The sequence below is a fragment of the Moorena sp. SIO3B2 genome (genome assembly GCF_010692525.1).
GTDB classification, from domain to species: Bacteria; Cyanobacteriota; Cyanobacteriia; order Cyanobacteriales; family Coleofasciculaceae; genus Moorena; species Moorena producens.
In genome coordinates, this window is sequence record NZ_JAAHHE010000091.1 from 1 (window position 1) to 23,794 (window position 23,794).

A 23,794-nucleotide genomic window follows, 5' to 3' on the forward strand; every position below is an offset into this window, starting at 1 on the left:
AGTATAGTCCTGATTATAACTTAATTGAATTGGTTTGGCATTCAGCAAAAGAATATATTGCCAATCGAGTTTTCAAATCAATTGAAGAATTAGAATGTTTGTTAAATCATCTTTTAAATGAAGGAGGGTTAATTATAAAATGGGTACGAAAAATAAAAAACAAAGGCAATGCTGTTATCACAGTTTAAATGCGCAACAGCTTAGTAGTTGTAACTGCTAATGTTTTATAAAGGTTAGGTTTCATGATTTTTGATTCCTATTGAATTGATTTGTGGCATTGACAGGATGAAATAGCGTGGTCAAGCTCCTGATTGACTGACGAAAAATTAGTTTTAGTCGGCGTTCTTGGGAGTTCCCCCCTGAGCAACTGGCTTTCCACTGGGCTTACAGGGGTTCCGCACACAGCCACTCCCCATGAGCAACTGCATCAAGACAGATTGGTTTGATGAGCTATTTTGAAATGTTAGATATCAAGTGCTGACCTTAGGCTTGGTTTCTTTTCTTTTACTGCTTGAGGTTGACAGCTATGAAACCAATTAACTCGTTAATGTTGATGCCTGATTCCTTTCCCAAAAATATTATTATATAGAATCGGGACTAATTTAGCTATTTGAATTCAAATTTATAAAATCTTTAAATAAATAAAGTTAATATTTCCAATTATGAAGTTTTTATAAAAAATACTTTGATGAGAAATAATTCAGAGCAACAGATGAGTAATGGATTTAAGGGACTTTCGTCCTGGGTTAATAGGAGTAGGTAGTAGGGAGTGGGGAGTAGGGGTAAGCAATCTGATGAACAGCCAAGGCATCGGTCTCAAGCACTGCCCACCCTACATGAACTACAAAATAAGCCCAAGTACTGATTATAAAATATAAGTAAATATGATCAAGATATCACTACAAATAGCAATAGGTTAGGAGTTGGCTGTAGCGAACGCATAATCACCACTAAGCCGAAATCCCAAAACCAGATGACGAAGCAGTCAAGGCAGGCAACGCGATGTTCCTTCGGAACCGCTACGCGAACGCATTAAACCTTCACAACCCTGATTAGTTGATTAACCAATTGATTAACCCCTAGCAAACGGGAAAAGGCAAACTACAAACGGTTTTTTGAACCGGTCTCCACGGATAACTGTTCCCTGTACTATGCTGGTACAGCGTTTCTAGCTCCCGTGAGGTACAGATTCAGGAATGAAACCCCTATCTTCTAAGACTCAGGTGTACCTCACCAGCCATGGGAAAGCTGTATTGGTTTTACCTCTTAGCTTAAGAATTGTCTAACTTTCCATAAAACCACGGATGTCCAAGGATAGCATGTTAGTTAAACTATTATCGATTGTCGGCATTATCAGCAGTTAAATGCTTAAGGACAAAGTACTCAAAACAACGACAATGATTTCTGTAATTATCCCTACTTACGGACGGGAAGACCCTTTGCGGGATACCCTAGAAGATGTCCTCAAGCAAGACTACCCTGCTTTTGAAGTACTGGTTGTTGATCAAACTCGAACCCACAAACCAGAGATTCAATCCTATTTAGAGCAGCTGGCTAATGCTGGTAAGATTCGCTGGTTCCGAGTTGATTGGGCGAGTTTGCCTGGGGCAAGAAATTATGGGGTAAGGCGGGCATCCGGGGACATTATTGTGTTTATTGATGATGATATCAAGATGCCACCGGGGTATTTAACTGCTCATGCTCGTAACTATGAACAATCCCCAGAGATTGGGGCAGTGGCAGGACGAGTATTTGACCGGATGAAGCTAGCGGAGAAAGGAGCAGCAGCAGATTCCCCCACTGCCTCTTACACTATTGAGGACTTGCCTAAGGAGGCGATGGAACCTGGGATTGCATGGTATTACATAGACTTAGTCCATACCGTGAAGCCCCAACGGGTGATCTCAGCCCGAGGCTGCAATATGTCTTTCCGCCGGGAAATTTTTACCAAGTACGGGCTGCACTTTGATGAACAGTTCCGGGGGAGTGCGGTTCGTGAGGAGTCAGATTTTTGTTTGCGATTTCGCCGCACTGGTTATCAAATTTGGTATGACCCAGATGCTTATTTAGTCCATTTAGGGGAAGAAACTGGGGGATGTCATGATATTACTACGCGATCGCTTGAGTATCAGTTGACCTTTTATCACAACCATTTCCTGATGGGAATGAAAAACCTTACCCTTAGTCAACAGCTACGGCTGTTTGGTCGTCTATTTGATTGCCACGTCTTAGGAAATCCTCCTTGTAATAAAAGTGGTTCCCCGATCAAAATTATTAGCCGCGCTGGTTTCTACATGTTGGGATTTTTAAAAGCACTTGGTACACGCATCAAATCTATCTGGGATGATGGTCAAATTTATAGTCGGCTAGACGGTTATAAGGTTGAAGGTTAGTTGGTTGAAGGTTAGTTGGTTGAAGGTTAGTTGGTTGAAGGTTAGTTGGTTGAAGGTTAGTTGGTTGAAGGTTAGTTGGTTGAAGGTTAGTTGGTTGAAGGTTAGTTGGTTGAAGGTTGCCAGTTAAAGCCAGCGTTTAAATCTTTAACCTACCAGTAAATAAACCTAATCAGCTCTTGCCCCTTTAATTAGCCCCTTTAATTAAAAGCTCTAAAATTTAGGATTTAGTAGTCAGGAGTCAGAATAATTCAACGTTAATGGTGTTGTAATAAACAAAATTTCAAGTAGATTTGAAGCCAACAAATAAATAAAAATTATCATTGATTTTCCACGGTTACCATTCCAGGTTTACTAGTATTAAGTAGTTTGGTACTGGTGCAAGAGCTAAGTTTAACTGAGATCTCGCACCATTGTGATTAATATTACATGAACCAAGCTGATTGATACTATCGGAACGCCAAGGGCGAACAACCTGCCACCTTCAACCTGCAACCTGCAACCTTGGCCTTTCGGCCACGCTACGCGAACAACCTTAAACCTTCAACCTGCAACCTTGGCCTTTCGGCCACGCTACGCGAACAACCTCCAACCTGCAACCTGCAACCTGTAACCTTGGCCTTTCGGCCACGCTACGCGAACAACCTGCAACCTGCCACCTGTAACCTGCCACCATTAACTGTCAAAAAATTACCCATGAAAATCTTAGTTGCTAGCCACTCCTATATTGTTGACCTTAACTGCGAGAAGTTACGAACACTCGCTCACTTAGAACCTAACATTGAGGTAACTGTGGTGGTTCCCCGGCGCTGGCGTCCTGGTGGTGTTCAAAATCGCATCATTGAAACCCAACCCCGTGAGGAAGGTTCATTTCGGGTGGTACCAGTGTCTAACTTTAGTGAAAATAATCAGGGGCTGCTGACATTTGGGCTAGATATTATCTCTTTATTGAAACAGTTTCGCCCCAATATTATTCAAGTGGAACAGGGAGCTAAAGCATTAGGTTATGCTCAATTTATTACCCTGAATAAGCTATTGGGACTAAAGGCAAAAAACCTATTTTTTACTTGGTGGAACCTGCCCTACCAGGTAAAATTTCCAGTGTCTGTGTTGGAAGGGTATAACCTGGGCCATACCGATGGACTGATTTGTGGGAATCAGGATGGGGTAGAAATCCTGCGACAACATGGTTATAACGGAGCAGCTAAAGTAATGCCCCAATTGGGAGTAGATGAAAGCCTGTTTCTTCCCCAACCTCAGCCAGAGTTAAAACAGCAGTTGGGAATTCAACCCAATGATTTTGTGGTGGGATTTGTGGGACGGTTTGTAGAGGAGAAGGGATTACTGACTTTGGGTCAAGCCCTAGCTGGGTTATCTGGGATGCAGTGGAAGTGGCTGCTGCTAGGGCGTGGTCCCCTCAAGCCGATATTGATGGAAAAGGCGGCAGAGTGGGGAATTAAAGACCAACTGATTTGGATTGAGAGTGTTCCCCATGACGAGGTACCTCGTTATATTAATGTGATGAATACTCTGGTGCTACCATCAGAGACTAATTATAAGTTTAAAACCTTAACTAGTGTAGGTTGGAAGGAACAGTTTGGTCATGTGCTGATTGAGGCTATGGCATCTAAAGTACCAGTAATTGGTTCCGATTCTGGAGAAATTCCCTATGTGATTGGGGATGCTGGGTTGGTGTTTCCTGAAAAGAATGAGTCGGAGTTACGACATTGTTTACAGCAGCTAATCAAGCAACCAGAGTTGGCTGAGAAATTAGGAGATTTGGGTTATGTACGGGCAATGGAGCAGTATACCAATAAGGCGCTAGCTAAACAGCTGTTGAATTTTTATCAGGAATTAATTGAGAATTGAGAATTAAGAATTAAGAATTGGGAATTAAGAATTAAGAATTGAGAATTAAGAATTAAGAATTGAGAATTAAGAATTGGGAATTGGGAATTGGGAATTGGGAATTCGGAATTGGGAAGTAAGAATTAAGAATTGAGAATTAAGAATTGGGAATTGGGAATTCGGAATTGGGAATTCACCATTTTAGAAATTAATAATTCTTCATTCTTCATTCTTCATTCTTCATTCCCACCTCTATGGACTGTTTTGACCCATTTCAAGCGTTTAGGACGCACAGACATCCGAGCGGTAGTAGCAGCCATCACCAGCATCCAGTGCAATAGATAAAGATTTCCCCTCAAGGTCTGCAAGAAACTAACCAATAGGTTAGAAACACGTAATCTTCGATTTTGATTGGTGCGGCGCAGCCCGACAAACATGCCAATCACTGATAGGGTGACAGTTAGGCCAGTAATGGGGCTAAAAATAGGTAGACGGTTACGGGCAATAGCCATCAAACAGTCTGGTACAGCAGCAGTGGGCAAAAAGTACTGGATGATCAAGTAGGTAAATAAATCTAGAGTTTTCCGCAAACCTAGGCGGTTACTTACAATTAAACGCCAGTAATCTAAATAGCGCTGGTACCCTCCTTCTGCCCAACGGTTCCGTTGATGCCAGAGTGCGATCGCACTGGTAACTCCTTCTTCTTCTACTGGCGGAAAATTGAGAAAGCCAATATCCCACTGATCGAGGTGTAGGCGAATGGTTAAATCTAAGTCGTCGGTGATGGTTTCTTCATTCCAGGCACCGCAACGCTGTAGTGCGGAACGTCGGACAAACTGACCATTGCCCCGCAATTCACCAATCCCACCAACTGCAATACGTTGCTGTTGGAAATAGCTGTCGAGAGCCATTTCTGCCATTTGCCCTCGTGTCCAGAAATTCAGTGGTGCATTTGCGATCGCTTTTCTGACCTGCACTGCTCCCACTCGCGGGTTAGTAAATAAGGGCAAAACCCGCCGTAGCATATCTTTGGGAACTTTAGCATCTGCATCAAATACTGCTACAATCTCCCCTTTAGTTAAACCCAGTACCTGATTGAGTGCCCCTGATTTGCCGCCCCCGGCATTAGCACTCCGGTGCAGTACCTTCAACTGGTCGTATGTTGCTGCTAACTTATCTAAGATTTCTGGTGTTTGGTCAGTACTGTAATCGTCAATTACCCACAGTTCATACTGATTTTTGGGGTAATCTAATTGACACAGAGACTTAACTAAATTACTGATGACAGTTTCTTCATTTTTTGCTGCTACTAGCAGAGACACAAAGGGAAAATCGTCTTTTTCCTCATCTAAACAGGGTTGAGGGGTTTTTAACGGTCGAGCCAGCAAGCACCGTAGGGCATGAATTCCTAATATTGTTGTTAAGCTCAAGCTCACCCAGATCCCCCAAGACACCAAATGCAGTGCTATGGTTATGCACCACACTATGGTTAACACTAAAGCTGCTTTGCGTCGGCGTCCTTCTAGTCCCTGGAAAAATAAGCTAGTTTCAAACTCTTCCTCTGACAAGTTAGACAGCATAGAGCCAAGTTGCTTCAGCTCTTGGCTTGGCGCTTTTTCTGACCAGGAATTCTCCGACATAAGCTATGTACTGCAACTACCAACTAAGGCCACTAATGCCTTATTCTATCCGAAATTGTTACAAAACTATTAAATTCTATCAAGTAAAGTATAGTTTAGGACATAACTCTCATCTGGGGTTTGAAGGAAACAGGTAACATAAACATTTGTTAACCTTTACTTCCACGTAAGGAGTCTGTTCAGGAAGTTTTGAGGGTGAGGGCAAGGTGTTATCTTAATGGTGTTATCTTAATGGTTAATGGCTCAAGCCAATAGCCTAATCCCTATCATTTATAACAGCCAGAGTTCCCGCCATAAAACTCTGGCGACAGGCATGACGCTGAATCTTACCACTAGATGTCTTGGGAATAGTACCTGGTTTGAGCAACAGAGCAGTATGAACCGGCAAATCGTGATGTTGTAATACTGCTCGTCGGATTAACCGGATTAACTCCTTGCTATCAAGGGCATGGTCTTTCGCTCCATTGCCAGGGTCAGAAGCAGCTAGCCGAGTAGATTTCCAATAGCTACGTTCTACCTCAGCAATCACCACTAACTGTTCCTCACCAGCAATATTCACGGAAAATGCTGCCGAACACGTAGGTCTGAGCAAGGAGTGGGTGTTTTCTACGGTCCATTCAATATCTTGGGGATAGTGGTTACGACCATTGATAATGATCAGATCCTTGAGACGACCAGTAATAAATAATTCACCGTCGAGCATGAATCCCAAGTCACCGGTGCGTAGAAATGGCTTTTCCCCCATCGATGCTAGAGTTACGCGAAAGTTTCGTTCGGTTGTTGCCGGTTGATTCCAGTAACCTTGGGCAATGCTTGGTCCTGATACCCAGATTTCTCCCACTTGTCCTGGGTCACATCGGGTCAAGGTTTCAGGATGGACAATTACAATCTGCTGGTCTGGCAGACTTTGACCACAGCCTACGAGGGTAAGGGTACCTTCTTGCTCAACACTAGCTGGCACAACGTGATTTTGCTCCAGTGCTGCCCCCTCAACTGTTCTTAAGACAATTGGGGCACTTTTGACACCACCAGAAACCATTAAGGTGGCTTCAGCCATGCCATAGCAAGGGTAGAATGCTTCTCGGCGGAAGCCACAGGACTCAAATTTAGTTGCAAACCGCTCCAAGATGGCGAAGTTAATTGGCTCAGCTCCGTTAAAGGCCAGGTCCCAACTACTCAAATCCAAGTTTGTTAGTTGTTCTGGCTTGATTTTGCGTACGCATAAGTCGTAAGCCAAGTTTGGTCCTCCACTGCTGGTGGCTCGATAGTGGGAAATCACTTTTAACCACCGAATCGGACTTTGCAAAAACATCAAGGGGGACATCAGAGTAGCTGGAAAACCGCCGTATAGAGGTTGGAGTATACCACCAATCAGACCCATGTCATGGTACATCGGCAACCAAATCACCCCACTGCTGTGGTCGGTGTGCCCAAAATACTTATAGATAGCAGCTGAATTATGGACTAGATTGCTGTGGCTAATCATCACTCCCTTCGGTGCAGCGGTTGAACCAGAGGTGTATTGGAGAAAAGCTAGGGTGCTACCATCTATAGCTGGTTGCTGCCATGATTGAGCTAAGTTGCCGTTAATGTTTTCTGTGGCTAGCCAGTGCAGTGTCTTCAGTTCTGGAGCCTCAGTAAACCGTCGCTCTAAATTAGACAGGATTGCTTGGGTAGTTAGGGCTACCCTTGCCAGGGAATCTTTGACAATTCCCTGAACACGGACAAGGGAGCGGTTGGGTCTAGGAGGATAAGCGGGCACAGCTACAACCCCAGCGTACAAACACCCGAAAAATGCACAAATATAGTCTAGACCAGGAGGATACAGTAGTAGCGCAGTTTCTCCTGGGGAATATATTGATTGCAGGTGGAACGCGATCGCTTGGGCTTGTTGCTCCAACTGTTGGTAAGTCAGACTGACCTGTTCAGTTTCTCCATCCACCAAAAAGGTATATGCGATCGCATCTGGCTGGTTAACTGCTCTGTAGCGCAGGATATCCACTAACGTGGCTGCTTGGAGAATAGTTTGTGACACCTTTTACCCCTGCACTTAAAAACTTACACAAAAAAACTTATTACTTTGTAAGCATTCAGCCGTCAGCTGTCAGCCGTCAGCCGTGAGCTTTTGGCCTTCGTCTTTTGCTGATAGCACCTCAAGTAGCACCATCTGTAGCGCATTAGCTGATAGCACCTCAAGTAGCACCATCTGTAGCGCATTAGCTGATAGCTTACACATTGCCAAACATTACTTTAGCTTGATTCCGACATCACCAAATATCCTGATATTGAGGATTCATAATTCAGTAGCTTCGATTAATAATAATTCATTTTCCGGGAATTTTGAACATAAATTGAACCTAAAAAATAGTACTATATTATGAAATAATCCACCAATTATTCACACTACGCACTTTACACTGACCGCTGATAGCTGATAGCTGATAGCTGATAGCTGATAGCTTAATGGTTACCCCCACCCTCCCCAAACTATTCCCGCAATTCCCTATTTCCTAGTTATACGAATTTGCTGCCCCGAGGCCATCCAAACAACTGTATTTTTAAAATTTGAATATTTTAAAGCTAAAAGGCTCATCATAAGTTCCTACCCATTCTTGGTTTTTCTCAATCCAGCTGGCGATTGTATTAGCTACTTTTTCAGCAGGAGGAGCATAATTGACTCGGTTAGCTCGGATTTTATAACCTTTTTCATTGAGACGGTTCACTGGTGCCCAAGCCAAGGGACCGCTGATCACACCAGGACGGTAAAGCCTCATGAGGATTTGATGATTGCTGGCGTGGTAAACTATTGGTCCAACACCTGACCATTAATAGTGCAAAGCGATTTTACCAGAATGATAGACTGGACCAAAACAAGAAGGGCTACCATCTGCAATCGAACCAATAGCAACCACATCGAGGGGTCGCTCGCGCTTTAGCTTGGCTGCTTCGAGGGCTACCAATGCTGGCCAACTGTAGTTAACACGGTTCATCGATTCTACTATCTCAACCAGTGGCACTCCTCCATCCCCTACCTCAGTTTCGATTTGTCCTGCATTCAGGATAATCACATCGGGGTCATACTCAAGCCACCTTTGGGCATCCTCAAGGGTTTGTTGTTGAGACACACACAATGTATTGAAATAGTTACCTCTCCCCCCTCGCCCCACACTCGCTCTGTTCCCTATTGATTCATTGTCGAGCAAACACCTTATCTAAACGTTCTTCCCATTTCTTCTGATTAGCCATAGCATCTTGAACGTAGGGTGACCAAGCAATTACTTTAATAAATAATTGATTAATCCATGAAACAGGAAAACGGAGCGGCCTGACAATATCTAGAAATAAAACCACCCGCATCCCATCGGTTTCATTCCATACCTCATGGGGGAAGCTATCATCAAATATCATCGTTTTTCCTTCTTCCCAATAGCGAATGTCGTTACCAACACGAATCCGACAATTTTCCTTCGGTTCAGGAACACGTAATCCTAGAAGACATCTGATTACCCCTTTATAAGGTCCCCTGTGTTCAGGGATATGTTTACCTGGTAATAGGATTGAAAAAAATGCCGTTTTCATACCAGGAATTTTTTCGATAATACGAGTAGTTTCTGGACATTTTTCACAATTTTGTTTAACTTTGATTCCATAGCCATAAAAGCCATAGGTTTTCCACCGATTATCCGTGCTGACGTACTGACCTTGGTCTGGAGAAATATCCTGGAAGTTGGGTAGACTATCTCTATATTTCAATACTTGGTCTAGCTCTTGGCGAATCGTCATCCATTGGGATTCTAACTCTTCCACCCAATTAAATTTATCAGGATCAAAGAATGTTGAATTACCAATTAATGAAGAATTAGTAATTAACGTTTCCAACTTGTATATAAGTGGTGTACCAATACTATATATCAGGAAATTCCTCGCTTTTTCCCTAAGAGCGTCTAAAGAACGTTTCATGATTAATTATTAATTTAGCTGCGCTTAGATAAATATATTACCATACCTAATTAGTTTTTTTAATTGTTGCTAAAAAAAATTATAAATTGCTAGTGATGGTCGAAATTAGTAACTGGGAATTAGTAATATTTAACACATTTAATAATTCCAATAACTTAAGCATTCAGCAGTCAGTAGTCAGCAGTGAGTGGAAACCCCCGTGTCTGCCACTGCATCGCTTATTCAAAATCACCGATTGCGCTACGGGCATAAGCTGATAGCTGATAGCTGATAGCTGACCCAATAACAACTCTAGGATTCTGATGAAGCAACATTCAACTGACTCAACAAATCGGTAATGCTACGCTGCTGAAGTTGACTCTGTCGCCATTCACCTACTGCTTCTAAAGTGCCATCAAGAAATCGCAGCCGACATTCCCGACGTTTAATCTTACCACTAGAGGTTTTGGGAATACTTCCGGTTTTCAGCAGCACAATCCCATAAACATCGGCAATATGCTCTTGGGCTACCGCTTGACGAATGGCTGCCACTACTTCATCAACCACTAAGTGTCTCAGGTAACTCCGCTTTATCTCTTGAGCAATAACTAATCGTTCTTCCCCTTCTAAATCTACGGAAAACGCTGCACTAGCGTTGGGTCGCAGGGCTGGATGACTCTTCTCAACAGTGGCTTCAATATGCTGGGGATAGCGGTTGTTGCCCCAGAGGATCATCAATTCTTTGAGGCGACCGGTGATAAAGAGTTCCCCATCTTTTAGGAATCCTAAGTCTCCGGTGCGCAGAAATGGTCCAGTGCCAGTGTCTTTTATATAGGCACCGAATGTGCGTTCTGTTTCCTCTGGTTGATTCCAATAGCCCTTGCCCACACCTAAACCAGATACCCAAATTTCGCCAACTTTATTCTCTGGACACTCTATTAGGGTTTCCGGGTCAACAATTACCAACTGATCATCCAACCAAGGCTGACCACAGCTGACAATCCCTTGTGTTTGCTGTTGGTCTTTAGTAGCAGTTATCACTCGATTCTCTCCTAGGGCACCTTGCTCGACATACTTAATCACAGCAGAGTTAGCTTTCAATCCCCCGGAAATAAATAATGTGGTTTCAGCCATACCGTAGCAAGGGTAAAATGCTTCTGGTCTAAACCCACAAGGGGCGAAGATATTGGCAAACCGTTCTAGGGTTTCGGCTCGAACCGGTTCAGCACCGGAAAAGGCTACCTCCCAACTGCTGAGGTCTAGAGTTTCAATCTGTTCGGGAGTTACCTGACGACATAATAGGTCATAGGCAAAATTCGGACCACCACTGGTAGTGGCTCTGGCTTTATAGCGGGAAATGGCTTGGAGCCAGCGAACTGGTTTTTGAATCAAGGCTACTGGTGACATCAGTATAACCGGAAATCTCCCATAGATCGGCTGGATCACACCACCAATCAACCCCATATCATGAAACAAGGGTAACCAGATTATCGCTTGACTGTTGAGGGTATGCTCGAAGGACTGATAGATCGACGCTGAATTGTGCAGGATATTGCCATGGGTCACCATTACCCCTTTTGGCTTACCGGTGGAGCCTGAGGTGTACTGTAGAAAGGCTAAGCTATCGTGATCTGGGCGCTCGGTTTCAATCCAGTCTGATGCTAGAGACGGGGAAATTTCGTTGGTTTCTATCCAGGACAGTTCAGTTAAGGTTGGAGCTAATTCTGGATTCGAGCTACACTGCTGCTGGATTCTTTTCCATAAGTCCGTGGTAGTAAGCGCTACTGTGGCTTGGGAAGAAATGACCCGCTGCTGTAATTGGGCAATAGCCTGTTTCGACCGGGGGGGATTAGCGGTCACTGCTACAACTGAGGCATACAGACACCCAAAGAAAGCGGCAATGAACTCTAAACCAGCGGTATAGGGGTAGACTAATAAGGCACGGGAGCCAGCGGCAACTAGAGACTGTAGCTGAGCAGCAATGGCTCTGGCCTGTTGATCTAACTGTTGGTAGGTCAACAGGCCAGATTCTGTTTCCCCGTCTGCTAGGAAAGTGTAAGCAATTTGGTTAGGTTGGTTTAGTGCTCTATCGACCACGAGATCGACTAAGTTGGAGTATTTAGCTTTATGGTTTGCCATTATGCGATCGCGGATTATCCCTGGGTAGTTTCCCCTCATACCAAGCCTAGAGGTTACCAGACCCAATCAATCAAATCTGCATCTTACGAAACAGATTTTTCGATGCCAAATAGCTTACCTGTCAAACGCTATCGGCGCAAGAGGGTAGACTTGACTTGATTGATAGAATTTTTCACAAGTTTTAGTAGTTCATGGCAAAATAACCATCAAGTCAACCCCGAAAATAGCAATTCATTGGCTTCAAGAGTGGCAACTAGACCGAAATAAAGGCATAATCTCTGTTTAGAACATTATTAGCTGAGATTAAAGGTTCACAACTAGGCTCAATGATCGAAAAGTCATGGAGGGGTAAGGCCAGACGATCACCCAGTGCCAGTAACTGGAGTTGGGTGATTTAATCTTTTAGTGTGGTGAAGGAGTGCAACATGGAATTGTTGAACCAGGTCTGGAACGGGAAAGAAAGCTCACCGGCCACTGTGGTTACGAGTGATCACAAATCTACCGTCAGTTCCCCAAAATTATCTCAAGGAGCATCAGCCATTGCGACTTGGTTAGTGTCCAAGCTAGCAGAAGTACTTGAGCTGGATGCCCAAGAAATCGATATTCATCGGGATTTTACCGATTATGGTTTGAATTCTATTGAAGCTGTTAACTTATCCGGAGAGCTGGAGAATTTCCTCGGACATCGGCTTTCCCCAACGCTTTTATGGGATCACAACAATATTGAGGCATTGGCTGAGTATTTGGCCGAATACGTTGCTAAACAACCAACAGGAAACTCACAAGCTCACCTAGAAACCTCGTCAGGGAGGTCAATACGGGAAACGAATGGTCATATATCGGCCAAAAACGGTCTAATTCCAAATCAAGATGTAGAAAAGCTAGACAATCAAGATATCCCACCGGAATACCACCATTTCCACCTATACCCAGAATACCGCAAACTGCAATTGCAACAGGAGGAAATCAAAGCGCTGGGGGTCAACAACCCTTTCTTTACCCCCCAAGAACGGGTAGTCAACAACACCACAGAGATTGGTGGCCGGGAATTGATTAATTATGCCACCTATAATTATCTGGGGATGTGCGGTGACCCAGTTGTTTCTCAAGCAGCAAAGGAAGCCATTGATCATTATGGTACCTCCGCCTGTGCTAGCCGTCTGTTGTCAGGGGAAAAACCCTTACATCGAGAGCTCGAAAAAGAAATTGCTGACTTTATTGGTACTGAGGATAGTATCGTCTATGTGGGCGGGCATGCTACTAACGTAACGACTATTAGTCACCTATTTGGCAAAAACGACCTAATATTACATGATTCTCTGAGCCATAACAGTATTCTACAGGGATGCATCCTGTCGGGAGCGAGCATTATTGCATTTCCTCATAATGACTGTCAGGCATTGGATAAAATACTCCAGGAGCGTCGTCACCACTATCAACGGGTACTGATTGTGATCGAAGGGGTTTACAGTACTGATGGCGACATTCCCGACTTGCCCCAGTTCATTGCAGTCAAGAAACGCCACAAAGCTTTCCTGATGGTAGATGAAGCTCACTCCATCGGGGTACTGGGCAAACACGGTCGAGGGGTTGGTGAGTTCTGTGGGGTTGATCCCGCTGATGTAGATTTGTGGATGGGTACCCTCAGCAAGTCCTTCGCTAGCTGCGGTGGCTATATTGCTGGTTGCGCTGCTGTGGTAGAATACCTCAAGTATACCTCCCCGGGGTTTGTCTATAGTGTTGGCATAGCTCCTCCTAATGCCGCCTCGGTGCTGGCTTCCATAAGGCTACTGAAAGAAGAACCAGAGCGAGTTGCGCTGTTGCACCAGCGAGCTAAACTTTTCCTGGAATTAGCCCAGAAACAGGGACTCAACACAGGGACGAGTAAAGATTCTCCGGTGATTCCAATTATTGTGGGGGATGCGTTGAAGTCGGTGCAACTCTCTCAGAATCTGTTTAAACGTGGTATCAATGTCCCGTTTATGTTCTACCCGTCGGTGCCACAAAATGCTGCCCGCCTGCGCTTCTTTATCACCTGTAACCATACGGAGGAGCAAATTCGCTTTACGGTGAACACCCTGGCTCAAGAAGTAGCAAAGCTTCAGCAGGACGATAGTACCCAGAAATCACCCTTAGATTAACTATCAAATAGTAGCAATACTGGATACGGTCATAACTTGAGCTAATTGATGATCCCCCCCATCCCCCCTTAACAAGGGGGGGGAAGAGCCTTAACAAGGGGGGGAAGAGCTTCCCCAAAACACCGGGGGGAGAAGAGGCCGAAAGCTCAGTTTAGGCCGCTGCTAAGTATAACTACTGACAGGTAAATCTAAGGGAAAACTGGCAACTTACAGATTAAAAATCCCGTTGGCGAATTGAGTGGGAATTAACTGGGGGATCAGACTATATATATTAGCAAGCCTTAGCAACTAACTAACTCGGGAAAAGTCTCCCACCCCGTTACCTACCTAATATTTACCTAACCTAATAGTTAGTGGCTGACAGGCAATCCGCCAACGACATCTTTCCAACTCTGGTTAAGTTAAGCCAGCTGTGATCAATTGATACATTCTGATAAATCAATTCCGGAAAACCTAACTATCGTTTCAGGTGCCACTTATGCGAGTTTTACTGCTATATCCTCTGTTTCCGAAAAGTTTCTGGTCAATGGAGAAAACCATTGAGTTGGTGAATCGCAAGGCACTGGTGCCACCCCTAGGTTTGGTGACAGTAGCGGCGATATTACCTCAGACATGGTCCTTTAAACTGGTTGACCGCAATGTATGTGAGGTAACGGAGGCAGAATGGGATTGGGCTGAGATAGTGATTATCTCAGGTATGATCGTCCAGAAAAAGGATTTTCTTGAGCAAATTCAGGAAGCTAAGCGCCGTGGGAAAAAGGTAGCCGTTGGTGGTCCTTACCCGACCACCTCACCCCACGAACCTGAAGGGGCTGGGGCAGATTACTTGATTTTGGATGAAGGGGAAATTACCCTACCGATGTTTGTCTCAGCGATTGAACGGGGCGAGAGTCAAGGGGTGTTTCGTGCCAATGGTGAGAAGCCGGATGTGACGGAGAGCCCAATCCCCCGTTTTGATCTTCTCGACCTCGAAGCCTATGACACTATGGCAATCCAGTTCTCTCGGGGCTGTCCATTTCAGTGCGAATTCTGCGATATTATTGTCCTCTACGGTCGCAAACCCCGCACCAAAACTCCCGAGCAGTTGTTAGCTGAACTAGAACGCCTCTTAGAACTGAATTTCCAAGGGGGGATTTTTCTAGTCGATGACAACTTTATTGGCAATAAGCGCAATGTCAAGATTCTGCTGAAAGCCATGAAAGTCTGGATGGCTGAACACGAGTATCCTTTTAACTTCATCACAGAAGCTTCCGTGGATTTGGCTCAAGACCAAGAACTGATCGACCTGATGGTCGATTGTAATTTTAAAGCGGTCTTTTTGGGCATTGAAACTCCTGATGAAGACAGCCTTACCCTGACTAAAAAGTTGCAAAATACTCGGGATTCTCTGAGTGAATCGGTGGATGCAATTACCCAGGCAGGTATCAGGGTGATGGCTGGGTTTATCATGGGCTTTGATGGGGAAAAACCTGGCGCAGGCGATCGCATTGTCCAGTTTATTGAGAAAACGTCGATTCCTATTGCTTTTTTTAGTATGTTGCAGGCATTGCCTAATACTGCTCTGTGGCATCGCCTTGAGAAAGAAGGACGACTTATCGATGGTGGGGCTAATATTAACCAAACGACTTTGCTCAATTTTGTGCCAACTCGGCCTGTGGAAGAAATTGCTCGTGAATATGTGGAGGCGTTTTGGAGACTGTATGACCCAGAGCGATTTTTAAACCGCATCTACAACTACTTGATGAAGCTGGGTCTACCAAGGCATGGTGTATCTCGTCCGATCGATTGGATAACTATCCGGGCGCTACTAACCATATGCTGGCGACAAGGGGTTGTCCGTAAGACCCGCTGGACGTTCTGGAAGAGTCTGTTTAAGCTGATTCAGCAGAAACCGAAAGTGGTCGGCTCTTTCTTTGTACTTTGTGCCTACGCAGAACACTTCCTGGAATATCGCCAAATTGTCCGTGACCAAATTGAGGCTCAGCTGGCTGAATTTATGACTAATAAACCAGCACCTTTACCGGCTAAGAATGAGGAAGTGGCGGTAAGCGAATCCGCGATCGCATAATTCATTCTTTAGGGAACAGCGGATCTGGGAACAGGGCAAAAATTGGTGTACCTGATGACGATCACAACTGCTAGATAAGAGTGCGATCGCAAAACGTTGCGTCAGTCTTGGAATGAATAGGAGTAGAGTGGGCATCCTGCCCGCCCCAAAATAAGGAGGAAACTGGCAAGATGCCAGTTCTACACAAGATGCCAGTTCCACGCCTGATGCCCATTCTACAGGTGCGACCCGACTCCCGATTCCCGACTCCCTGTTCCCTATTCCCTGTTCCCTATTCCCTGTTCCCTTAAAAATTAAGGCTCCTTCGGAATAGACTCAACCATGACCTTCAATCAACAGCACGCTATTATCACAGGGGGTTCCAGTGGGATTGGCAAAGCCACTGCCAAATTATTAGCCCAGAAGGGAGCTAATCTGACCTTGATTGCTAGGGATACAGCTAAGCTAGAGCAGGCTAAAGTCGAGATTGAAGGGATGGGAACAGATCCGCAAGCAAAAATTATAACTATTTCTGCTGATGTTTCCCAGCAGATACAGGTAGAAACAGCCATTGAGCAAGCAATCGACCAAATCGGTCCGGCTGACCTATTAATCACTAGCGCTGGTATTGCTCATCCCGGTTACTTCCAAGAGCTGCCCATAGAGGTATTTGAACAAACCATGGCAGTTAACTATTTTGGTTCCCTCTATGCAATTAAAGCAGTACTACCCAGCATGGTAAAGCAACACAAGGGTCATATTGTACTGCTATCTTCCGGTGCTGGACTGATTGGTATTTATGGCTATACCCCTTACAGTCCCAGTAAATTTGCCCTGCGGGGTTTAACGGAATCCTTACGGGGTGAGTTAAAGCCCCAAGGCATTCATGTTTCTATTGTCTATCCTCCCGATACCGATACCCCACAACTGGAAGCAGAAAATAAAACTAAGCCCCTGGAAACTAAGATGATTACTGGCAGTGCCCAGATGTGGAGTGCAACTGCTGTAGCGAATCAGATTGTACGAGGTATTGAGAAAAAGCAGTTTGGGATCATGCCAGGATTCGAGATGAGATTACTAGGCCGGTTTCATAGTTTGCTCGCTCCGGTATTGAATTGGTATTTTGATCGGATTGTTGCAGGGAATCGGGAATCGGGAATCGGTAATCGGGAATCGGGGGAAGACTAGTTTGAAGGATTAGACACTCAGGAGTCGGATAATTACCCTTAATAAAAATCTCCCCATCTCCCCATCTCCCCATCTCCCCATCTCCCCATCTCCCCGCGCCCCCGCCCCACACTCTCTATCAACTACAAGGCATCAGCTGAGTCAATCGCAGAACAATCTGATCAATTCCTTTTTCTAAGACTTTGCCTGACTGGGATGGTTGATTAACCATGATGCTAAACACAATAGTTCCGTAATCGGGATGTTCTAGATATCCAGACAGAGCTTTCACTCCTCTGAGGGTGCCGGTTTTGGCCTGAACTTTGGTTTGTGTAGAGGGATGACGCAACCGATTTTTGAGGGTACCGCTCACTCCTGCAACCGGTAAAGAGGCTAGGAAAACTTCGTTATTATTGGCATCACTCATCCCTTTGAGAGTGGTTACAAATACCTCTGGAGTCGCTAAATTTTTCCGGGATAAGCCAGACCCATCTACCAGTCGATAACTATTAGGGTCAACTCCCAATTCCGCCAAAGCATCCTGCACTACTTCCGACCCGCCAATATAGCGCAATAAGGTATCAGCATAGCTATTGTGGCTTTTTAGATTCGTTATCTTTACCCATTCTTCCATTGACTTAGAGCGAATCGGAGTATTGGGATGAAGCTTGTTTAATGCTGCCGCTGTAGTTAATAGTTTGATGTTAGAAGCAGGGATAAAGTATTGATTAGCATTGTGGCTGTAAAAAATCTTCTCTTCCGATAACGATTCAACCAAAATCCCCCATTTACCTCTGGCAAAAGAAGGATGATCGATAATCGAGTCAATCACTGGTGGCAGAAACTCCGGACAAATGCCATTCTTGTTGCTTTCGGGAGGGGGAACAGGGATTTTAATGGAATCTGGATCTGTGTCTGGAGGAAGGACAGAAATTTCCAGAGATTTTTCCTGTTGCCTTAAGTCCGCAACTGTTCTAGCGCTAGCTTTTTTAGACGTAATAGGAGTTACCGTAGTGAGCACAGCTACAGTTAGCATTCCTAAGGATTTCAACCAATAATTCAATTGGGTCATAGTGAGGTAGTCGTGTTGCTACAATTCAACAAGCACTAACAGATCAAAAAAAGCATTGGTAGTTTAGGGTTTTATCCCAAACTACATCCTACAATACCTTTGACAAAACTGAATAATTTTTCGTTGCTTAATTAAAAATAAGCATCCCAAAAATCAAGACATTATAATAGTCCCGATCTAGACTATGACTATTCTTTCAATATTCCTGAATTTTATTCAAAAACAGATTATATTTCTATGAATCTTAGATGAATTTATCCATTTTTTTTTTAAGGTTGTTCCCTCTTGGGGTTCCTTGTCAGGTGGGTTGTTCGCGTAGCGTGGCCTTTGGCCAAGGTTACAGGTTGAAGGTTACAGGTTGAAGGTTGAAGGTTGAAGGTTACAGGTTGAAGGTTGTTGACCCTGGGGGTTTGAGTCTGGTGGGTTTAAGGTGAGTTTTATGTTAGTCCACCCACAGGTACTTCAATTTGTAATAGGGGAAATAATACATCAAATCTGGTTAGGTTTCAGCAGTTTGCGTTCGCGTAGCGTGGCCGAAAGGCCATCCCATTAAGGATTAGATACCGCAAGGTCAAAAAGTAGGGTGTGTTAGGGGCGCGCCTTGCCATCATATTCAACTTCGTAGCCAGTAGCCCCGTAACGCACCACCACAAGGCTTGCCCTGATTTTCCGCCTCTTTGCGCCTGCTTGGCACAGCCCGCCCGAAAATAATTGTCACGGGCAAGATGCCCGTGCCACAACAACATGCCCGTGCCACAACAACATGCCCGTGCCACAACAACATGCCCGTGCCACAACAACATGCCCATGGTACTTACCGGGTCCGCTACCAAAAGTCGAAAGAACGGGCAAGATGCCCATTCCACGGCAGGATAGATAATCGTGATTTTTTGATGCCATCATGGAAGTAGCTCCTACTTCGTTGGGAGGAAAGCCGCGCTGGGGATGGTTAACGGGCATATCCAGCGCGGTTATTAGTTTCAGCGTCTACTTTCTATACTATACATAACTACTTGAAAAAATGCAAGGGATAATTAATTATTATTACATTTATTTACAATTATTGTGTATCCCATTTTTTTAAATAAATTATGTGTAATTTATGGTTAGGTTTTTCCTTAGTTTAGCCGTTAGCTATTACCTGATATAGTTAGGGAGGGTGGGCAGTGCTTGAAACCAATAAAAACAGATAGCGATCGCATTAATAGCACTGCCCACCTCAGGATTAATCACAATCGAAAAAGTTAGGGAGGGTGGGCAGTGCTTGAAACCAATAAAAACAGATAGCGATCGCATTAATAGCACTGCCCACCCTAGGATTATAAATTTTGGCTCTCCTAGGGTGGCTATGATAAATTAGTATAAAATAATCGCCATAGCCCTTACTAAGTAAGGTTTTGAGCCCACCTCAGGATTAATCACAATCGAAAAAGTTAGGTAGGGTGGGCAGTGCTTGAAACTGATAATAATAGCTAGGGTCCCCATTAATAGGCACTGCCCACCCTAGGATTATAAATTTTGTACTCTTGAATTCAACTAAAACAGTTTCTAGCCTAATGAGGTAGACAATATTTTTTATCTGTTCCCTGATCAGTCAATCCCGTAGGGTCTCCTGATGGAGTATCCCGTAGTTCCTGTCTGGTGGGCAGTGGATCAGATAGATTTACCAAGCTTGCCAATCCCCTTAGCCACTGCCCACCCTACGATTCTAATTATCATGTCCGGATAATTACCTGGTGGGCAGTGGATCAGATAGATTTACCAAGCTTGCTAATCCCCTTAGCCACTGCCTACCCTACGATTCTAATTATCATATCCGGATAATTCCCCTTAATCAAAATCTCCCCCATCTCCCCATCTCCCCATCTCCCCACCCTACCGTTAATTATGGATATTCAAGCGGACTTGATATTATTTCTTCTTGCCCTTACCCTGGGATTTATGTTTGCCCTTACCCTGGGACTGTTCGGGGGAAATCGGTTCGGGATAAATATAGACAGGCTCTTTGCCGTAATTCTGGATATAAAGTTTGGTGCCACCATCAGTAGTTTCACCTTCTAGGATCAGCTTGGATGAGCGGGTGTCAGGATCTGGTTGCGCCGGTGCCTGATAAACAGCTTGGTTGTCCCGGTCATAGAAGATTAATTGACCGTCTTCTTGCATATGCAATTGACCGGGCAACTTGGCAGAGCTGGGATCCTCAAGCAAAACGAAAGGCTGTTCTAAGCTAGTGCCACTTAAGACTGGACCCTGTCCGGGCTCGTTGGTCAAAATGGCAGTGCCATCAAGAGCCATAATCGTCTCTCCCGGCGCTAAGAAGCCTTCTCCTCTGGCATCGAGAACGTTGACATCCATAATCTCGCCGACGAGATTGGTCATCATCAGTTCTTTAATCTTGTATTGATCCCAGTTATAGTATTTAGCTAAGAGCTTTAAGTAAGTCAGCTTGCTGGCAGCCGCAATTGGGGTCATATCATAAGCACCAACTGCTCCTACCTGACTCAGCCAGGAACCTGCTGCATAAGTCTGGGAATTGACAATCCCGCTGAGAACCTGTGTACAGTCAACGATCACCGTACCGTTGTTATTAGCTTCTTGGAGAGTTTTATAAATCGCCCCATTCTCAGGAGTGTCTGGATTGCCAGAAGGGAAATTCCCTGCCCCATAAGACTCCAGAATTAAACCATCTACTCCCTGATTAATACAGGCCGCCAGCATATCCCCAAGTACGCTGGTATTGGGGTCAGTAGAGACATCATAATAGGCGGGGAAAGCGGAAAAGGGAAGAACGGTAGTGTCGTTAATATTATCGTTAATGTAGGTTAGTTGAGCCAATAAAGCGTCATAAGCAGGCTCGCCCTGGACAGAGAGTGCCAGGGAGGGGTCTGTGGGCAAGGGGCGCACGAGTTTGTTGTTCACGTCAAACTCTAACCCATATTCCCCAATATTGGGATAGTTGGGAGTGGAGAAGGCTTTGAACTCACTGGCGTTGGTCTTGACCGTGCGATTGCCCCTCATTAAGGTGGAATCAAAGTACAGACAAACTTCAGGTACACCTTCACAACAGGAGGTTACGGCACCACAGACGTTTTGGAGTGCATCGGTGTTGAAACGTACAGTATAGGAAGAGTCCGCTTTCTCTACAAATAGTGGCAGTTGGGACCCAGTCACAACCACCGGCTTGCTCAACAAAGCGTTATAGTTGCCATCGCTATCCAGCCCCGTCATCAAAAACGACAGTATCGAAGCCGTCCAAGCCATGGTGTCCGTGCCATGGAGCACAATAAAAGCCTGATAGCTGCCGTAGGCTTCTAGGATTGCCATCGCAATTGTACACCAGTCTTTCGGCTGCAAGTTGGTACTGTCGAGAGTGCTGTTATTCGGACCAAACCCGATATCAATATAACCAATGGTACAATCGGGATATTGACTTTGAATAATCGGCAAAATATTCTCATCAAACGCCTTTTGGAAACCAACAGTATCTAGTGGATACAGCCCATCAGGTCCCTGCACAGAACCAATCGTGCCCCCTGTGTATAAAATCCCTATGTTCATTAAACAATTAGAAAATTTGTTTGCTACTAAAGTATACAGAATTGATGGAAAAAGGGAACAGGGAGTCGGGAGTCGGGGAAAGAGTTACCATAGAGGAATACTCCTTTTTTACGCCGCCATCGCTTATATTTGTAAGCCTATAGCCAAGTTAATAAAGAGTTACCAACTCCACAAATACTACAGTTAGCCTAGAAGCGCGATCGCATCTGCCAATCCATGACAGCAGTAGGGTGGGCAGTGGCTGATGATATAGATTCACGGCTGCTGGCGATTCTCTGTGGAATGGGCATCTTGCGTGGAACTGGCATCTTGCCAGTTTCAATATATTTTCGTGCGGGCAGGATGCCCACTCTACTATTTTCGTGCGGGCAGGATGCCCACTCTACTCCTATTCATTCTAAGACTGACGCAACGTCAAAATCTGAAATAACATTAGTATCTAAAATCATGAAAACCTACACCTCTTATGACACTGACTACTATCAATGGATAAACGAAACGGTAGAAAATCTCCGAAACCGTAATTTTAGTGAAGTGGACTGGGATAATTTAATTGAAGAAATTGAAAGCATGGGTAAAAGTGAAAAACGAGCATTATTGAGTCTTTTAACCCGTCTTTTAGAACACTTGCTGAAACTGGCTTATTGGAAGTCTGAACAAGAACAAAACAGGAATCATTGGGCGGCTGAAGTGGTTAACTTTCGCGCCCAAATTAAAACTATTATTGAGGATAGCCCTAGCCTTCGTACTCAACTGGAAATTTTCTACAACAAAGCCCATCCTAGTGCGGTAAAATCCGTTTCTAAACTGTTTACACTTCCTCCAGAAGCGGAAATTGATTTCACACAAGCTTTGGATGAGGATTGGTTTCCATAACGCTTTGCGAGTTGTTTAAGTACATAGTTATGGTTGTTTAGGGAACAGGGAACAGGGAACAGGGAACAGTAAATAGAGCAATTGGCCTCTAAAATATTTTTGTTTCTGGGAAATTAATAAGCATAATTTATGGTTTTTGCGCACTACTAAAGCGTTTTTAATAACTATAAATTACACATAATTTTCCCCCAATTACCGATTTCCGATTCCCTGTTTCCTACGTTACAAAACTTTAGTTATGTTACTCTATAGTCCCAGGGATTGATAATGGCAATATTACAGTTTTTAAAATCATCAACATTCCGAGTAGCAAGGGTAGCATGATGGCTATAACAAATAGCTGCAATTTGAGCATCGGCTTGAGAAATTGGTTGTCCTATTTTTTTTCTTTCGCATGCAATTGATGCAAAACTTACAGCCGCTTTTTGGTCAAAGTAAAGAATACGGCCTGAGAAGTCTTCTGTAAACATTAAGTTAGCCGCTTTTTGCAGTTCATCTTGTCTTTTACCTTGGGGTAAAATAGCCAGGGTAAGCGCAAGAAAAAATTGCCCATAATGTGCATTGGCTGGATATCGGTTGATCGTGGCTCGAAACCCCTATAATCTCGTAGAACTTGATTCTCAATAGAGTTTAATAGTTGAGAATGATGCCCTTTTTTTCTCAATAAGCTACAGCTTATTGATTCTTGCGCTTACCCTGGGTAAAATAGCAATACCATACATAATTTCGGCTTGAGTGATGGTAGTAGTATATAAGTTGGTTATGAGTTGTTGAGATGTCCAGTTAGAGACACTTACTGAACAGCTATAGCAATTCTCATAGCTATGAGGTACACAATTTCGGGATTTTAGGTAATAGGTAATAGGTAATAGGTAATAGGTAATAGGTAATAGGTAATAGGTAATAGGTAATAGGTAATAGGTAATAGGTAATAGGTAATAGGTAATAGGTAATAGGTAATAGGTAATAGGTAATAG

The 23,794-nt window shown here is 44.2% G+C and carries 19 protein-coding genes and 1 pseudogene; 7 read left to right on the forward strand and 13 right to left on the reverse strand.

Features of this window, described 5'->3' with window-relative positions:
• From F6K38_RS19340 to hpsO, 3 genes and pseudogenes are all read left to right on the forward strand, one after another.
• Positions 1–188 (forward strand): annotated as a pseudogene (locus F6K38_RS19340) (IS630 family transposase); the annotation flags it as partial.
• Between the two features lie 1,209 nt (positions 189–1,397).
• Positions 1,398–2,393 carry a hormogonium polysaccharide biosynthesis glycosyltransferase HpsN gene (gene hpsN, locus F6K38_RS19345; RefSeq protein WP_287357167.1) on the forward strand — a complete coding sequence of 332 codons (996 nt, stop codon included), beginning with the start codon at positions 1,398–1,400 and terminating at the stop codon, positions 2,391–2,393.
• Between the two features lie 693 nt (positions 2,394–3,086).
• A complete protein-coding gene (gene hpsO / locus F6K38_RS19350; RefSeq protein ID WP_287357177.1) occupies positions 3,087–4,259 on the forward strand; it encodes a hormogonium polysaccharide biosynthesis glycosyltransferase HpsO in 1,173 nt (390 codons plus the stop codon).
• A 212-nt stretch (positions 4,260–4,471) separates the two neighbouring features.
• Here the strand turns inward: hpsO and F6K38_RS19355 are convergent, their stop codons facing one another.
• From F6K38_RS19355 to F6K38_RS19385, 7 genes are all read right to left on the reverse strand, one after another.
• On the reverse strand, positions 4,472–5,878 hold the full coding sequence (locus F6K38_RS19355) for a glycosyltransferase family 2 protein (protein WP_008185332.1): 1,407 nt from the start codon (positions 5,876–5,878) through the stop codon (positions 4,472–4,474).
• 256 nt (positions 5,879–6,134) lie between these two features.
• A complete protein-coding gene (locus F6K38_RS19360; protein ID WP_008185335.1) occupies positions 6,135–7,913 on the reverse strand; it encodes a fatty acyl-AMP ligase in 1,779 nt (592 codons plus the stop codon).
• A 69-nt stretch (positions 7,914–7,982) separates the two neighbouring features.
• A complete protein-coding gene (locus F6K38_RS19365) occupies positions 7,983–8,114 on the reverse strand; it encodes a hypothetical protein (protein ID WP_008185337.1) in 132 nt (43 codons plus the stop codon).
• 322 nt (positions 8,115–8,436) lie between these two features.
• Positions 8,437–8,616 carry a hypothetical protein gene (locus F6K38_RS19370; RefSeq protein WP_229414526.1) on the reverse strand — a complete coding sequence of 60 codons (180 nt, stop codon included), beginning with the start codon at positions 8,614–8,616 and terminating at the stop codon, positions 8,437–8,439.
• An 87-nt stretch (positions 8,617–8,703) separates the two neighbouring features.
• Complete coding sequence (locus F6K38_RS19375; RefSeq protein WP_008185343.1) at positions 8,704–9,003, reverse strand: hypothetical protein; 300 nt, start codon at positions 9,001–9,003, stop codon at positions 8,704–8,706.
• A 64-nt stretch (positions 9,004–9,067) separates the two neighbouring features.
• Entirely contained in the window at positions 9,068–9,838 is a 771-nt protein-coding gene (locus F6K38_RS19380) for an aspartyl/asparaginyl beta-hydroxylase domain-containing protein (protein ID WP_287265490.1), read from the reverse strand.
• 291 nt (positions 9,839–10,129) lie between these two features.
• Complete coding sequence (locus F6K38_RS19385) at positions 10,130–11,956, reverse strand: fatty acyl-AMP ligase (RefSeq protein WP_353737202.1); 1,827 nt, start codon at positions 11,954–11,956, stop codon at positions 10,130–10,132.
• Positions 11,957–12,381: 425 nt separating this feature from the next.
• Here F6K38_RS19385 and F6K38_RS19390 point away from each other — a divergent pair, with 425 nt between their 5' ends.
• The 3 genes from F6K38_RS19390 (at position 12,382) to F6K38_RS19400 (ending at position 17,332) form a co-directional block, all read left to right on the forward strand.
• A complete protein-coding gene (locus F6K38_RS19390; RefSeq protein WP_287357171.1) occupies positions 12,382–14,097 on the forward strand; it encodes an aminotransferase class I/II-fold pyridoxal phosphate-dependent enzyme in 1,716 nt (571 codons plus the stop codon).
• 478 nt (positions 14,098–14,575) lie between these two features.
• Positions 14,576–16,165: a B12-binding domain-containing radical SAM protein gene (locus tag F6K38_RS19395; RefSeq protein WP_044493448.1), complete on the forward strand. Its 1,590-nt coding sequence runs from the start codon at positions 14,576–14,578 to the stop codon at positions 16,163–16,165.
• Between the two features lie 321 nt (positions 16,166–16,486).
• Positions 16,487–17,332, forward strand: a complete 846-nt coding sequence (locus F6K38_RS19400; RefSeq protein WP_008185353.1) for an SDR family oxidoreductase — start codon at positions 16,487–16,489, stop codon at positions 17,330–17,332.
• Positions 17,333–17,450: 118 nt separating this feature from the next.
• On the opposite strand, the gene dacB is transcribed toward F6K38_RS19400, so the two are convergent.
• The 4 genes from dacB to F6K38_RS19420 form a co-directional block, all read right to left on the reverse strand.
• Positions 17,451–18,383 carry a D-alanyl-D-alanine carboxypeptidase/D-alanyl-D-alanine endopeptidase gene (gene dacB, locus F6K38_RS19405; protein ID WP_008185355.1) on the reverse strand — a complete coding sequence of 311 codons (933 nt, stop codon included), beginning with the start codon at positions 18,381–18,383 and terminating at the stop codon, positions 17,451–17,453.
• Positions 18,384–19,097: 714 nt separating this feature from the next.
• Positions 19,098–19,286 (reverse strand): hypothetical protein, encoded by a 189-nt coding sequence (locus F6K38_RS19410; protein WP_287357173.1) that lies wholly within the window; start codon positions 19,284–19,286, stop codon positions 19,098–19,100.
• Between the two features lie 234 nt (positions 19,287–19,520).
• A complete protein-coding gene (locus F6K38_RS19415) occupies positions 19,521–19,679 on the reverse strand; it encodes a hypothetical protein (RefSeq protein WP_287251627.1) in 159 nt (52 codons plus the stop codon).
• Positions 19,680–20,294: 615 nt separating this feature from the next.
• Positions 20,295–21,941, reverse strand: coding sequence for an asparaginase (locus F6K38_RS19420; RefSeq protein WP_009149634.1), 1,647 nt, complete (start codon positions 21,939–21,941; stop codon positions 20,295–20,297).
• A gap of 447 nt (positions 21,942–22,388) precedes the next feature.
• On the opposite strand from F6K38_RS19420, the gene F6K38_RS19425 reads away from it, so the two are divergent.
• Positions 22,389–22,817, forward strand: coding sequence for a DUF29 domain-containing protein (locus F6K38_RS19425; protein WP_044494509.1), 429 nt, complete (start codon positions 22,389–22,391; stop codon positions 22,815–22,817).
• A gap of 236 nt (positions 22,818–23,053) precedes the next feature.
• Here F6K38_RS19425 and F6K38_RS19430 read toward each other — a convergent pair whose 3' ends face one another.
• Positions 23,054–23,398: a PIN domain-containing protein gene (locus tag F6K38_RS19430; protein WP_438941760.1), complete on the reverse strand. Its 345-nt coding sequence runs from the start codon at positions 23,396–23,398 to the stop codon at positions 23,054–23,056.
• 87 nt (positions 23,399–23,485) lie between these two features.
• The coding region (locus F6K38_RS19435; RefSeq protein ID WP_287357175.1) for a PIN domain-containing protein at positions 23,486–23,794 on the reverse strand (309 nt) is incomplete at its 5' end.